Here is a 13,134-nt window from a genome sequence, read left to right as displayed (position 1 = left end):
TTACCAGCCCAGCTCCTCGATGTATCGCAGCAGCACGCCCTCGCGCAGCGCCCACGGCGACACCTCGAGCTCGTCGACGTCGAGCGCCCGCATCGCCTCGTGCAGCACGACGGCTCCCGCGACGATCTGGAACGTGCGGTCGGGGGTGATGCCGGGCAGCTCCTGCCGGGCCGAGGCCGGGATCCGCGCCAGGCGGGGGATCCACGAGCTGAGCGCGGCGCGGGGCAGCAGCATCCGTTCGATGCCCGACCATCCCGGCACCGGGTAGCCGACGAGCTTCGCGAGCGAGCGGATGGCCTTCGACGACCCGACCACGTGATCCGGGCGCGCCAGCGTCCCGAACGACTCGGCCACCGGCGCGAGCGTCGCCCGCGCGTGCGCGCGGAGGTGCTCGACGGCGTCCTGGCCGGGCGGGTCGTCGGGCAGGAACCGGATCGTCATCCGGCCGGCGCCGAGAGGGACGGATGCCGCGGCCTCCGGCAGCTCGTCGGCTCCGGCCGCGATCTCGAGCGAGCCGCCGCCGATGTCGAACAGCAGGATCTGCCCGGCGGCCCATCCGAACCACCGGCGCACGGCGAGGAAGGTGTACCGCGCCTCGGTCTCGCCGCCGAGCACCTGCAGGGGCTGGCCGAGGGCATCCTCGATGAGCGCGATGACCTCCGGGCCGTTCGCCGCCTCCCGCACGGCCGAGGTCGCCGTCGCGAGCAGCTCGTCGACTCTCTCGGCGTCCGCGATGCGGCGCGCCTCGGTGACGGCGTCGACGAGCGCGGCGACGCCGGCCTCGGTGATCGCGCCGTCGGCGTCGAGGTAGCGCATGAGGCGCAGCACCGTGCGCTTGCTCGTGGTCGCGAGCGGCCGTCCTCCCGGCCGGACATCGGCGACCAGCAGGTGGACGGTGTTCGAGCCGATGTCGAGGACTCCGAGGCGCACGGTGCAAGGGTAGCGGCCGATCCGCCGCCGTCCAGGATGAGCGCAAGATGAGAAGCGGATGCCGCCCCTACCGGGCGACGGGCGTCCGGTCTAGCCTCGGCGCGAGGGCGCCGATCCGGCACCCGTTCCCTGCAGGCGGTCGCCGACGACGGCGGCCGCGCACACGGCGGCCGACGATGGCCGTCGAACGTCAAGGAGAGAACATGAACAGATCCCGCACCTCGGCGCGCCGCGCCGTGGGACTGGGCGCCGCCGGGGCCACCGCCCTCGCGCTCGCGCTCGCGCCCATGACGGCGGCCGCCGCCGCTCCCGGCGTGTCGTGCGACAACCGGAACAACAACACCGTCGCGAAGCTCCTGGCGTGCGTGTCGGCCGACGGTGCGATGGAGCACCTCGAGGCGTTCCAGCAGATCGCCGATGCCAACGGCGGCAACCGCGCCGCCGACACCGCGGGCTACGAGGCGAGCGTCGACTACGTCGTCGAGACGCTCGAAGCCGCCGGCTGGAAGGTGTCGATCGACGAGTTCGACTACTTCCTGCCCATCCCGACCGTGCATCAGCACACCCCGACCGATGTCGCACACCCGGCGGGGTACTTCCGCGAGGGTTCCGGCGTCGGGACCGTGACCGGCAACGTCATCCCGGTCGACCTGGCACTGGAGAACCCGGCTGCGAGCACGAGCGGCTGCGAGGTCGCCGACTTCGCGGGCCTGGACTTCTCGGGCCCGGCCGACATCGCGCTCATCCAGCGCGGCTTCTGCGAGTTCGGCGTGAAGGCCCGCCACGCGCAGGATGCCGGCGCCGAGGCGGTCGTCATCACGAACCAGGGCAATGCGCCCGATCGCATGGACCCGATGACGAACGTGACGCTGATCGGGGCGAACCCGACGGCGCTCGACATCCCCGTGGTGTCCACCTCGTTCCCCGCCGGCGTGCAGCTGGCGCAGCCGGGGTCGACCGCGACCGTCAGCATGTTCCTCGAGAACCACCCGCAGAAGAACGTGATCGCCGAGTTGCCGGGCGTCAACCCCGACAACGTGGTCATGGCCGGTGCGCACCTCGACTCGGTCCCGGCCGGACCCGGCATCAACGACAACGGCTCGGGCTCGGCCGCTCTCCTCGACATCGCCGAGAGCATGCGCAAGGTGAAGCCGCAGAACACCGTGCGCTTCGCCTGGTGGGGTGCCGAAGAGGTCGGACTCGTGGGGTCGGCCGCCTACGTGGAGGGACTCAGCGACGCGGAGCGCGAGCGCATCGCGCTGTACCTGAACTTCGACATGGTCGCGTCGCCGAACTACATCTTCATGGTCTACGACGGTGACGAGTCGACGTGGGAGGCCCCCGTGGTCGTCCCCGAGGGCTCCATCGAGATCGAGGATCTGTTCGAGAGCTACTTCACGAGCGTGGGAGTGCCCTACGACGACGCCGAGTTCAGCGGGCGCAGCGACTACGAGGCGTTCATCCTCGCCGGCATCCCGGCGGGCGGTCTCTTCACCGGCGCCGAGGACGAGAAGACCGCCGAGCAGGCGGCGATCTGGGGCGGCACGGCGGGCGAGTGGCTCGACCCGTGCTACCACCAGGCATGCGACGACATCGGCAACATCAGCAGGGAGGCGCTCGAGGTCAACGCCGACGCCATCGCCCTGGCGGTGCTCGCGTACTCGTACTCGACCGAGCTCGTCAACGGCGTGGTGGGCGTCGACGTGCCGGGTGGCCTGATGCTGCCCGAGCCCGCCGGTGCCGAGGGCACGTGGGCGAGCGGCGGTGGCGGCTACCACGGCCACGACCACACCGCCGACGCCGACTGATCTCCGGCTGAGCGACAGAGGCCCGCCTCCACCAGGAGGCGGGCCTTTCGCTGTGGCAGCTACTCACAGGGCGAGACGGATGCCGCGGGCCGAGGCATCCGGAACCCATAGGATGGGCGCGATGTCCGCCCCCGACGATGCCGCCACCCTGGCGCCCGTGCTCTCGCTGTACCGGCAGATCGACCGGGACGACTGGGCGCGCCTCGCTGCCGGCCTGACTCAGCCGTTGAGCGAGACCGAGATCGTCCAGATCCGCGGACTCGGCGATCGGCTCGACATGGCCGAGGTCGCGCAGGTCTACGTCCCGCTCTCGCGGCTGCTGTCGCTGTACGCCGAGTCGACCAAGCGGCTGGGGGCCGAGGAGTCGGCGTTCCTGGGCGAATCCGACTCGACGACGCCGTTCATCGTCGGCGTGGCCGGCTCGGTCGCGGTGGGCAAGTCCACGATCGCCCGACTGCTCCGCGAGCTGACGAGCCGCTGGCCCGGCACGCCCCGCGTCGAGCTCGTCACGACCGACGGGTTCCTCTACCCCAACGCCGAGCTGGAACGGCGCGGGCTCATGGAGCGCAAGGGCTTCCCCGAGTCGTACGACCGGCGCTCGCTCGTCTCGTTCCTCACCGAGGTCAAGAGCGGTGCGCCCGAAGTGCGCGCGCCGTTCTACTCGCACATGCGGTACGACATCGTGCCCGACGCCGTGGTCACCGTGCGCCGGCCCGACATCGTCATCGTCGAGGGCCTCAACGTGCTGCAGCCGCCGCCGTCGCCGAACGATGTGGCCGTCAGCGACCTGTTCGACTTCTCGGTCTACGTCGATGCGGATGCCGACCACATCGCGCAGTGGTACGTCGAGCGCTTCCTCGCCCTGCGCCGCGCGGCCTTCAGCAACCCGAGCTCGTTCTTCAACGTCTTCGCCGAGCTCAGCGACGACGAGGCGGTGGAGCGGGCGCTGCACTTCTGGAACACGATCAACCTCCCGAACCTGCAGGAGAACGTCCTGCCCACCCGCCATCGCGCGAACCTGGTGCTGCAGAAGGCCGCCGACCACACCGTCGAGAGCGTCCTCCTCCGCAAACTCTGACGCGTTTCGTCTCGCTTCGCTCGCTCAACGACCGATGACTTCCCGGTCGTTGAGCGAGGGAGCGTCAGCGATCGAGACGAAACGCCCCGGACCCGTCGCAGGGCGCCGGCCCCCGGCATCCGTCGTTCGTTCGGGATCCTCGCAAACCCCCCGGCTTACGATTGAGCCCATGTGTGGAATCGTCGGATACGTGGGCCCGCGGCCGAGCCAGGCCATCCTCGTCTCGGGTCTCTCGCGCCTGGAGTACCGCGGCTACGACTCGGCCGGCATCGCCGTCATCGACGGTGACGGCGGGCTGGGGATGCGCAAGCGCGCCGGAAAGCTGCAGGTGCTGCGCGACGACCTCGCCGCGCACCCGCTCGCCGACGGCACGACCGGCATCGGGCACACCCGCTGGGCGACGCACGGCGGCCCGACCGACGGGAACGCCCACCCCCACCTCGCCGACGACGACAGGCTCGCCGTCATCCACAACGGCATCATCGAGAACTTCTCCGAGCTGAAGGCCGAGCTCCTCGCCGAGGGCTTCACGTTCCGCAGCGAGACCGACACCGAGGTCGCCGCCGTTCTGCTCGGGCGCGAGTTCCGCCGCACCGGCGACCTGTCGGCGGCGTTCCGCGACGTGGTGGCCCGCCTCGAGGGCGCCTTCACGCTGCTCGCGATGCACCAGGACCAGCCCGGCCTCGTGGTCGGCGCGCGCCGCAACTCGCCGCTGGTCATCGGCCTGGGCGACGGCGAGAACTTCCTGGGGTCCGACGTCGCCGCGTTCGTGGAGCACACCCGCAACGCGCTGGCGATCGGCCAGGACCAGATCGTCGCGATCACGCCCGAGGGCGTCGAGGTCACGGACTTCGACGGCAACCCCGTCGAGGTCGAGCCGTTCGAGGTGACATGGGACGCGTCGGCCGCCGAGAAGGGCGGCTGGTCGTCGTTCATGGCCAAGGAGGTCTCGGAAGAGCCCGAGGCCGTCGCGAACACCCTCCGCGGTCGCATCCGCGGCGACGAGGTCGTGATCCCCGAGCTCGACGGCATGGACGAGCTGTTCGCCGACGTGTCGCGCATCATCGTCATCGCGTGCGGCACCGCGGCCTACGCGGGCCAGGTCGGCAAGTACGCGATCGAGCAGTGGACCCGCATCCCCGTCGATGTCGAGCTCGCGCACGAGTTCCGCTACCGGGACCCGGTCATCGGCCCCGACACGCTCGTCGTCTCGATCAGCCAGTCCGGCGAGACCATGGACACACTAATGGCCGTCAAGTACGCCCGCGAGCACGGCGCGAAGACGCTGTCGATCTGCAACACGCAGGGGGCGACGATCCCGCGCGAGTCCGACGCGATCGTCTACACCCACGCCGGACCCGAGGTCGCGGTGGCCTCGACGAAGGCGTTCGTCGCCCAGATCACGGCGCTGTACCTGATGGGCCTGCACATCGGCCGCGTGCGCGGCGCGGTGTCGCCGGCGGATGCCGCGGCGCACGTGCGCGAGCTGGAGGCCGTTCCCGGCAAGATCGCGCAGATCCTCGAGCGCGAGCAGCCCCGCATCGAGCAGTTCGCGCACTGGATGGCCGACACCCGCTCGGTGCTGTTCCTCGGTCGCCACGTCGGGTTCCCGATCGCCCTCGAGGGTGCGCTCAAGCTCAAGGAGCTCGCCTACATCCACGCCGAGGGCTTCGCGGCGGGCGAGCTCAAGCACGGACCGATCGCCCTCATCGAGCCCGGTCAGCCGGTGTTCGTCATCGTGCCGTCGCCGCGCCGGTCGGCCGAGATGCACAAGAAGGTCATCTCGTCGATCGAAGAGATCCGTGCCCGCGGCGCGCGCGTCATCGCGATCGCCGAAGAGGGCGACGCGGCGGTGCTGCCCAAGGCCGACGAGGTGCTGCGCATCCCGCTCGCCGGACCCTTCTTCGAGCCGCTCCTCGCCGTCGTGCCGCTGCACATCTTCGCGATGGGGCTCGCCACGGCCAAGGGCCTCGACGTCGACCAGCCCCGCAACCTCGCGAAGTCGGTCACCGTCGAGTAGGGCGCGATATCGTGACGGATGCCGCATCCGCGGCGTCCAGGAGGAGCACATGATCGTCGGGATCGGCGTCGACCTCGTCGACATCGCTCGCTTCGAGCGCACGATCGAGCGCACCCCGAAGCTGCTCGAGCGGCTGTTCTCGGAGGCCGAACGGCTGCTCAAGCCGCACTCGCTCGCCGCGCGCTACGCCGCCAAGGAGGCCCTCATCAAGGCGCTCGGCGGATCGGAGGGCGTGCACTGGACCGAGATCGAGATCGCGTCCGCGGCATCCGGCGCCCCCCACTTCCTGCTGACCGGCTCGACGGCGGCGGTCGTCACCGGTCGCGGCATCACCACCGTCCACCTCTCGCTGTCGCATGACGCCGGCCTCGCGGCCGCGTACGTCATCGCCGAGGCCGGGGCGGGCGCAGGGGCAGGCGCGGGCGCGCCTGCGGCCGGCGACGCGGAGCCGGGCGCGTGAGCGGCCTGCCCGGCGGCGCGCTGCGCGAGGCGCTCGTCGACGTCGGCGCGATCGAAGACAATGTGCGGCACCTGCGCCGTCTCACCGAGTCCGAGGTCATCGCGGTCGTCAAGGCCGACGGGTACGGGCACGGCGCCGTGCGATCGGCCGCCGCGGCGCTCGCCGGCGGTGCGACGCGCATCGGCGTCTCCGACACCACCGAGGCCCTCGCGCTCCGGCGCGGCGGCATCGACGCGCCGATCGTCGCCTGGCTGCACGCGCCGGGCGCGGACTTCGCCGAGGCCGCCGCTCAGGGGATCGAGCTCGGCATCTCGAGCCTCGATCAGCTGCAGAGGGCCGCCGCCGCGGCATCCGCCGACCGGCCCGTCGCGGTGCACCTGAAGCTCGAGACGGGCCTGTCGCGCAACGGCATCGCGCCCGAGGACTACCGCGTCGTGTTCGCCGAGGCGGCACGGCTCGAACGCATCGGGCGCGTGCGCGTGGTCGCGCTGTTCAGCCACCTCTCCAACGCCTCGGCCGACGAGGACCGCGCCGCGCTGCGTGCGTTCGAGGAGGGCGTCGGCGCCGCCGCGTCGCTCGGCCTCGCGCCGCCGCTGCGGCACATCGCCGCGACGCACGCGGCGATCGACCTGCCCGAGTCGCGGCTCGGCTGCGTGCGCATCGGCATCGGCATCTACGGCCTGTCGCCGTTCGACGACCGGTCGTCGGCCGACCTCGGCCTGCGTCCCGCGATGACGCTGCGCGGCACGGTGGCCGCGGTGCGGCGCGTGCCGCCCGGCAAGGGTGTCTCGTACGGATACGACTACCGCACCGAGCGCGACACGACCCTGGCGCTCGTGCCGCTGGGCTATGCCGACGGCGTGCCCCGGCAGGCCTCCGGCGCCGGGCCGGTCGTGATCGGCGGCCGACGGCACCGCGTCGCCGGACGCATCGCGATGGACCAGTTCGTCGTCGACGTCGGCGACGCGCCCGTGGCGGTCGGCGACGAGGTCGTGCTGTTCGGCGACCCCACGCTCGGGATGCCGTCCGCGACGGAATGGGCGGATGCCGCGGCCACCATCAACTACGAGATCGTCACGCGCATCGGACCCCGCGTGCCCCGCCGGCAGGTGACGCAGTGAGCGGCGCTCGCCGAACGGAGGCGCGCGCATGAGCGGGCTGGACGCGCTGGTCGGACAGCGCGAGATCCTCTCGCCCGGCGATATGGAGGCGCTGGGGGAGCAGATCGGGCGGATGCTGCGCCCCGGCGACCTGGTGGTGCTCACGGGTCCGCTCGGCGCGGGCAAGACCACGCTCACCCGCGGCATCGGGCAGGGGCTCGGCGTGCGCGGCCCCATCCAGAGCCCGACGTTCGTGCTCGCTCGCACGCACCCCTCGCTCGTGGGCGGCGCGCCGCTCGTGCACGTCGACGCGTACCGTCTCGGCTCGCCGGCCGAGCTCGACGACCTCGACATCGACTTCGACGGCTCGGTCGTGATCGTCGAGTGGGGTCGCGGCATGGTCGACGGCGTCCGCGACACGTGGTGGGAGCTCGAGATCGAGCGGGAGTGGCACGGGCACGGGCAGGACGACGCCTGCTCCGGGGTCGCGCACGAGGCCGAGCTCGACGCCGCCGCTCCGCGGCTCGTGACGATCTCGCGCCACCCCTAGCCGCACCGACCGGATCCCCTGTCGTCGAGCGCGGGGTTTCCGGTCGTTGAGCGTTCGTACGCGCCCTCCCCGGTCGTCGAGCTCACCCGCATGCGCCCTCCCCGGTCGATGAGCGAGCGAAGCGAGTCGAAACGCCTCGGCCCGCCGCGCCACGTCTCGCTCGCCTCACCCGCATGCGCCCTCCCCGGTCGTTGAGCGAGCGAAGCGAGTCGAAACGCCTGCACCGCCGCGGTCATCTCGCTCGCCCGATGACGGGCCGCGGTTACGCTGGAAGGCGTGATCCTCGGCATCGACACGTCGCTCGGCTCCGCAGTGGCGGTGGTCGAGCCCGACGGCGTCGTGCGGTCGCAGGTCGAGAGCCTCGATCCCCGCGGCCACGCCGAGGTCGTCGGCACGCTCATCGAGCGGGCGCTGGCCGAGGCATCCGTCACTCCCGCCCATGTCACGCATGTCGCCGCGGGGATGGGCCCAGGACCCTTCACGGGGCTTCGCGTCGGCATCGCGGCCTCCCGCGCGTTCGCACTCGGCTGCGGCGTACCCGTCGTGCCGGTGGTCAGCCATGACGCCGTCGCGCTCGAGCTGCTCATCCACGACGCGCTCACCGGTGGATACGAGCACGCCGACGACGAGACGTTCGCGGTCGTCACCGACGCGCGTCGCCGCGAGTTCGCCTACACGCTGTACCGCGGCCTCGACGACGACGGGCTCCCGGTCCGGGTCGCCGAGCCGGCGCTCGTGCCCCGCGACGAGCTCGATCGGGTCCTCGCCGACGCGGGCGCCATGCGGCGCGATGCCGAGCGCATCCCGGCCGCGATGCTGGCTCTCGTCGCTGCTCGGGCGCTGTCGGCCGGGCGCACGGTCGCTCCCGCCCAGGCGCTGTACCTGCGGTCGCCCGACGTCACGCTGCCGTCCGCCCCGAAGCGGGTGGTGGCATGACCCTGCGCGCGGCGACCGCCGACGATCTCGCGGCGATCATGCGCCTCGAGCGCGCCTCGTTCCCGACCGACGCCTGGTCCGAGCCGATGATGCGCGAGGAGCTCGCGTCGCCGCACGGCTGGTACGTGGTCGACGAGGAGGCGGGGCAGATCGTCGGGTACGCCGGACTGCGCGCCGTGAAGAACGCGACGGATGCCGACATCCAGACCATCGCGCTCGCCGAGGCCGCGCGCGGCCGCGGCCGAGGACGCGCACTGTTGCGGACGCTCCTCGAGGAGGCCTCCCGCCGGGGCGTCGCCCACGTGTTCCTCGAGGTGCGCGCCGACAACCCCGTCGCGCAGTCGCTCTACGTCTCGGAGGGATTCTTCGAGATCGGGCGCAAGCCGCGCTATTACCAGCCCGACGACATCGACGCCGTGGTGATGAAGCTCGATCTGCGCGGGTGGACCGCGGCGCGGCATCCGTCGGCGGCGACCGAATCTCGGATCCGGAAACTGGAGAATCGCACGTTTTCCGGAGCCGAGGGCGCGGGTGCTCCGGAAACGAGCGCGAAGTCCGGTTTCCGGAGTGCCGCTCCGGGGTGGGAAGGCGGGGTGTGCACGTGAACGCCTCGGCAGGCTCAGCGGCCGGGCCGCTGGTGCTCGGCATCGAGACCAGCTGCGATGAGACCGGGATCGGCATCGTGCGCGGACGCACGCTGCTGTCGAACACGATCGCGAGCTCGATGGACGAGCACGCGCGGTACGGCGGCGTGGTGCCCGAGGTCGCGGCGCGCGCGCACCTCGAGGCGCTCGAGCCGGCGATCCGCGCCGCGCTCGCCGAGTCCGACGTAGAGCTCGCCGACATCGACGCCGTCGCGGTCACGAGCGGACCCGGGCTCGCCGGAGCCCTCATGGTCGGGGTCGGCGCGGCGAAGGCCCTCTCGGTGGCGCTCGGCAAGCCGCTGTACGCGGTCAACCACCTCGTGGGCCACATCGCCGCCGACATCCTCGACCGCGACGCACCGCCGCTCGAGTACCCCACTGTCGCGCTGCTTGTGAGCGGGGGGCACACGTCGCTGCTGCTGGTGCGCGACCTGACCACCGACGTCGAGCTGCTCGGCGAGACCATGGACGACGCGGCGGGCGAGGCGTTCGACAAGGTCGCGCGCCTGCTCGGGCTGCCCTACCCGGGCGGTCCCGAGATCGATCGGGCCGCGGCGCCCGGGGATCCGAACGCGATCCCGTTCCCGCGCGGCCTGTCGCGTGCGAGCGACCTGCCCAAGCACCGCTACGACTTCTCGTTCTCGGGGCTGAAGACCGCCGTCGCGCGCTGGACCGAGCAGCGGCAGGCGGCGGGCGAGACGGTGCCCGTGGCCGACGTCGCCGCGAGCTTCCGTGAGGCGGTGGTCGATGTGCTCGTCACGAAGGCGCTCGCCGCGTGCCGCGACTACGGCGTGCCGCGCCTGCTGCTCGGCGGCGGTGTCATCGCGAATCGGCGGCTGCGCGACGTCGCGCTCGAGCGCGCGAAAGCCGAGGGCGTGACGGTGCGGATCCCGCCGCTGTCGCTGTGCACCGACAACGGCGCCATGATCGCGGCGCTCGCGTCGGAGCTCATCATGTCGGGTCGCCCCGCGTCGACCCTCGAGTTCGGCGCGGACTCGACGCTCCCGGTCACCGAGATCCAGGTCGCGGAGTCGGCATGAGCGACGACGAGCGGATGCCTCGGCCCGGCGCCGACGGGACCGATCCGGAGGACGCGAAGCCGGCGGCCCGCCCGGAGCCGCGTGCGGAGGCGGCAGCGGATGCGCCGGAGCGCGCGGTGGGGCCGAGCGCTGCGCCGGGGCGCGCGGTGGGGCCGGGCGCTGCGGATGCGCCGCGGGAGCGTGAGGTGGGGCCCGGCGCAGCGGAGGCGCCGCCGGAGCGTGCGGTGGGGCCGGGCGCTGCGCCGGGGGAGCCCGTGCCGCGGGTGGAGCCGCCCTCGCCTGAGATCGAGCTCGCCCAGGACGCCTCCCCGCTGCCGGGTGCGCATCGTGGCGGGTTCCGCCGGCTGCCGACGGCTCCGATCGCCGTGACGGTCCAGTCGGCACCGGCCGAGCCCGGCACCGAAGACTCTCCGCCGCAGCTGGTGTGGGCCCCAGCTGAGGAATCGGGTCTGCATCGAGGGCTCGCCGGCTGGGCGCTGGCGTTCGCCGTCGTCGGTCTGGCGGTGTCGTTGTTCGTGGGCTGGGGCTTCCCGATCGGCATCGTGGCGATCGTCTCGGCGATCCTCGCGCTGCGCCGTCCGCTCGAGAGCCGCAGGCTCGCGGTGTGGGCGATCGCCATCGGCGCGGTGTCGATGATCTACAGCGCCGGCTGGCTGCTGTACGCGGCCTGGCGCGCCGACCTGCTCGGCTGATCGGCGTCAGAGGCGGTCGGCGAGGATCGCGGTGCGGCGCGTGCCGATACGGGTGAGGAACAGCGTCGCCGACTCGGTGCCGCGCAGCTTCAAGCGGGTGCGCAGCTCCGCAGGGTCGACATCCACCCCTCGCTTCTTGATCTCCAGGCGCCCGATGCCGCGTTCTCGCAGTGCCTTGCCGAGTGCCTTGACGTCGGCGGGCAGCACCTCTCGCACGCGGAACGACGAGACGAAGGGCGACGTGAGCGCGGCATCCGACGTCAGATACGCGATGTGCTCGTCGAGCAGGCCGGCTTCGAGCGAGTGCGCGACGTCGCCGATGAGGCGCGCCCGGATCACGGCGCCGTCGGGTTCGTGCAGGTAGGCGCCGAGGTCGCGCACCGGCGCGTCCGGAGTGCGCGGAGCGGGCGTGTGCGCCGTCGGCGACGTCAGCTCATGGGCGGTGCCGCCCCGGATGACCAGCGCCGCACGACGCACGCCCTCGCGGGCGAGCGCGCCCGACCACAGCACCAGCTCGACCGTCGATCCGTCGGCGCTCACCCACTGCGCTTCAACGTCGTCGGGGATGAAGCTGCGGTCGAGGGCTGGGCCGAGCTTCACGCCGACCGGCATGCGTGCGGCGAGGTCGAACACCCAGCCGAGCGCCGGCGACCAGTCCTCCGGACGCGTGCGGGCCGTGTCGGCGTGGCCGGCCGTGCGGCGGGCCGGGTCGAGCCACACGGCGTCGACCTGCGACAGATCGGATGCCTCGGCCGTCGCGTTGCGCACCTCGACGTCGCTGCCGAACGGGGCCAGATTGTAGGCGGCGATCGCGGCGGTCACCTCGTCGGCTTCGACCGCGAGCACGCGCAGACCCAGGCCGGCAAGGCCCAGGGCGTCGCCGCCGATGCCGCAGCCGAGGTCGGCCACGCGCTCGAATCCCGCGTCTCGGAAACGCGCCGCGTGGCGGGCCGCGATCGGCAGGCGCGTGGCCTGCTCGAGGCCGGCGCGGGTGAACAGCATCCGGTCGGCGAGATCGCCGAACTTCGCACGGCCGCGTGTGCGCAGCCGCGCCTGCCCGACGACCGCCGAGACGAGATCGGGGGAGTGGCCGTCCTTCCGCAGGCGTGACACGGCTCGGGCGACGTCGTCGGCCGACTCGACCGGGGGTGCCGCGTCGAGCAGCCGCAGGCCTTCCGGGGTCAGCAGTGCCTGGAGTTCGGAGAGTTCCACCCGCCGAGCCTACGGCCCATGACACCCCGTTTGGCACTCACGTTGCAAGAGTGCCAGCCGGTTGCCTAGACTTGCGTTAGCACTCTCAGTGTGCGGGTGCTAACGAGTCTTAGTCTCAAGAAGGAAGAGGTAGACCGTGTCGGTTTCCATCAAGCCGCTCGAGGACCGCATCGTCATCAAGCAGGTCGAGGCCGAGCAGACCACGTCCAGCGGTCTGGTCATCCCCGACACCGCGAAGGAGAAGCCCCAGGAGGGCGAAGTCGTGGCGGTGGGCCCTGGCCGCATCGATGACAACGGCAACCGTATCCCGCTGGATGTCGCCGTCGGCGACCGCGTGATCTACAGCAAGTACGGCGGCACCGAGGTCAAGTTCGGCGGCGACGAGTTCCTCGTCCTGTCGGCTCGCGACGTCCTGGCGGTCGTCGTCCGCTGAGTCGCGTTTCGCACGTACGAGAGGGCCGGATGCCGAGGCATCCGGCCCTTTCGCATGTCTCCCCTCCTCACCGCCCGGTCGTCTCCGCCCTCTCGTCTCCGCCCTCTCGTCTCCGCCCGCGCGACGTCGCCCGCGCGACGTCGTGTTGAGGTTGAGAAACCACATGTAGGTTGAGACGCTCTCGGATTGGGTGGTTTTCAACCTGCACGTGGTTTTTCAACTTCAACGTCG

At 72.0% G+C, this 13,134-nt stretch carries 13 protein-coding genes; 11 read left to right on the top strand and 2 right to left on the bottom strand.

The annotated features are described in order from the left end of the window. Nucleotides 1-930 (bottom strand): Ppx/GppA phosphatase family protein, encoded by a 930-nt coding sequence (locus tag IM778_RS13415; RefSeq protein ID WP_194409350.1) that lies wholly within the window; start codon nucleotides 928-930, stop codon nucleotides 1-3. A 203-nt stretch (nucleotides 931-1,133) separates the two neighbouring features. On the opposite strand from IM778_RS13415, the gene IM778_RS13410 reads away from it, so the two are divergent. The 10 genes from IM778_RS13410 to IM778_RS13365 all read left to right on the top strand — a co-directional run bounded on the left by IM778_RS13410 (nucleotide 1,134) and on the right by IM778_RS13365 (nucleotide 11,258). Next, the gene (locus IM778_RS13410) at nucleotides 1,134-2,738 is read left to right on the top strand and encodes a M20/M25/M40 family metallo-hydrolase (protein ID WP_194409349.1); all 1,605 of its coding nucleotides are present in this window, start codon (nucleotides 1,134-1,136) and stop codon (nucleotides 2,736-2,738) included. A gap of 121 nt (nucleotides 2,739-2,859) precedes the next feature. Further along, the gene (gene coaA / locus IM778_RS13405; protein WP_420488832.1) at nucleotides 2,860-3,816 is read left to right on the top strand and encodes a type I pantothenate kinase; all 957 of its coding nucleotides are present in this window, start codon (nucleotides 2,860-2,862) and stop codon (nucleotides 3,814-3,816) included. Nucleotides 3,817-3,985: 169 nt separating this feature from the next. Next, nucleotides 3,986-5,836, top strand: coding sequence for a glutamine--fructose-6-phosphate transaminase (isomerizing) (glmS, locus tag IM778_RS13400; RefSeq protein ID WP_194409347.1), 1,851 nt, complete (start codon nucleotides 3,986-3,988; stop codon nucleotides 5,834-5,836). 49 nt (nucleotides 5,837-5,885) lie between these two features. After that, complete coding sequence (locus tag IM778_RS13395; RefSeq protein ID WP_194409346.1) at nucleotides 5,886-6,296, top strand: holo-ACP synthase; 411 nt, start codon at nucleotides 5,886-5,888, stop codon at nucleotides 6,294-6,296. Continuing rightward, a complete protein-coding gene (gene alr, locus IM778_RS13390) occupies nucleotides 6,293-7,417 on the top strand; it encodes an alanine racemase (protein WP_194409345.1) in 1,125 nt (374 codons plus the stop codon). Before IM778_RS13395 ends, alr begins: the two co-directional genes overlap by 4 nt. 28 nt (nucleotides 7,418-7,445) lie before the next feature. Next, the gene (gene tsaE, locus IM778_RS13385) at nucleotides 7,446-7,946 is read left to right on the top strand and encodes a tRNA (adenosine(37)-N6)-threonylcarbamoyltransferase complex ATPase subunit type 1 TsaE (protein WP_194409344.1); all 501 of its coding nucleotides are present in this window, start codon (nucleotides 7,446-7,448) and stop codon (nucleotides 7,944-7,946) included. Nucleotides 7,947-8,222: 276 nt separating this feature from the next. After that, entirely contained in the window at nucleotides 8,223-8,882 is a 660-nt protein-coding gene (gene tsaB / locus IM778_RS13380; protein WP_194409343.1) for a tRNA (adenosine(37)-N6)-threonylcarbamoyltransferase complex dimerization subunit type 1 TsaB, read from the top strand. Continuing rightward, the gene (gene rimI / locus IM778_RS13375; protein ID WP_194409342.1) at nucleotides 8,879-9,487 is read left to right on the top strand and encodes a ribosomal protein S18-alanine N-acetyltransferase; all 609 of its coding nucleotides are present in this window, start codon (nucleotides 8,879-8,881) and stop codon (nucleotides 9,485-9,487) included. The genes tsaB and rimI overlap by 4 nt, the downstream gene beginning before the upstream one ends. After that, a complete protein-coding gene (tsaD, locus tag IM778_RS13370) occupies nucleotides 9,484-10,566 on the top strand; it encodes a tRNA (adenosine(37)-N6)-threonylcarbamoyltransferase complex transferase subunit TsaD (protein ID WP_194409341.1) in 1,083 nt (360 codons plus the stop codon). Before rimI ends, tsaD begins: the two co-directional genes overlap by 4 nt. Next, complete coding sequence (locus IM778_RS13365) at nucleotides 10,563-11,258, top strand: hypothetical protein (RefSeq protein WP_194409340.1); 696 nt, start codon at nucleotides 10,563-10,565, stop codon at nucleotides 11,256-11,258. The genes tsaD and IM778_RS13365 overlap by 4 nt, the downstream gene beginning before the upstream one ends. A gap of 6 nt (nucleotides 11,259-11,264) precedes the next feature. Here the strand turns inward: IM778_RS13365 and IM778_RS13360 are convergent, their stop codons facing one another. Next, on the bottom strand, nucleotides 11,265-12,470 hold the full coding sequence (locus IM778_RS13360) for a THUMP-like domain-containing protein (RefSeq protein WP_194409339.1): 1,206 nt from the start codon (nucleotides 12,468-12,470) through the stop codon (nucleotides 11,265-11,267). Nucleotides 12,471-12,606: 136 nt separating this feature from the next. On the opposite strand from IM778_RS13360, the gene groES reads away from it, so the two are divergent. Further along, complete coding sequence (groES, locus tag IM778_RS13355) at nucleotides 12,607-12,903, top strand: co-chaperone GroES (RefSeq protein ID WP_045275440.1); 297 nt, start codon at nucleotides 12,607-12,609, stop codon at nucleotides 12,901-12,903. Nucleotides 12,904-13,134 lie beyond the last annotated feature (231 nt).

The sequence above is a fragment of the Microbacterium cremeum genome (assembly GCF_015277855.1).
GTDB classification, from domain to species: Bacteria; Actinomycetota; Actinomycetes; order Actinomycetales; family Microbacteriaceae; genus Microbacterium; species Microbacterium cremeum.
Note: the sequence above shows the minus strand (reverse complement) of the source record. Positions and strands in the feature narration are given on the sequence as shown.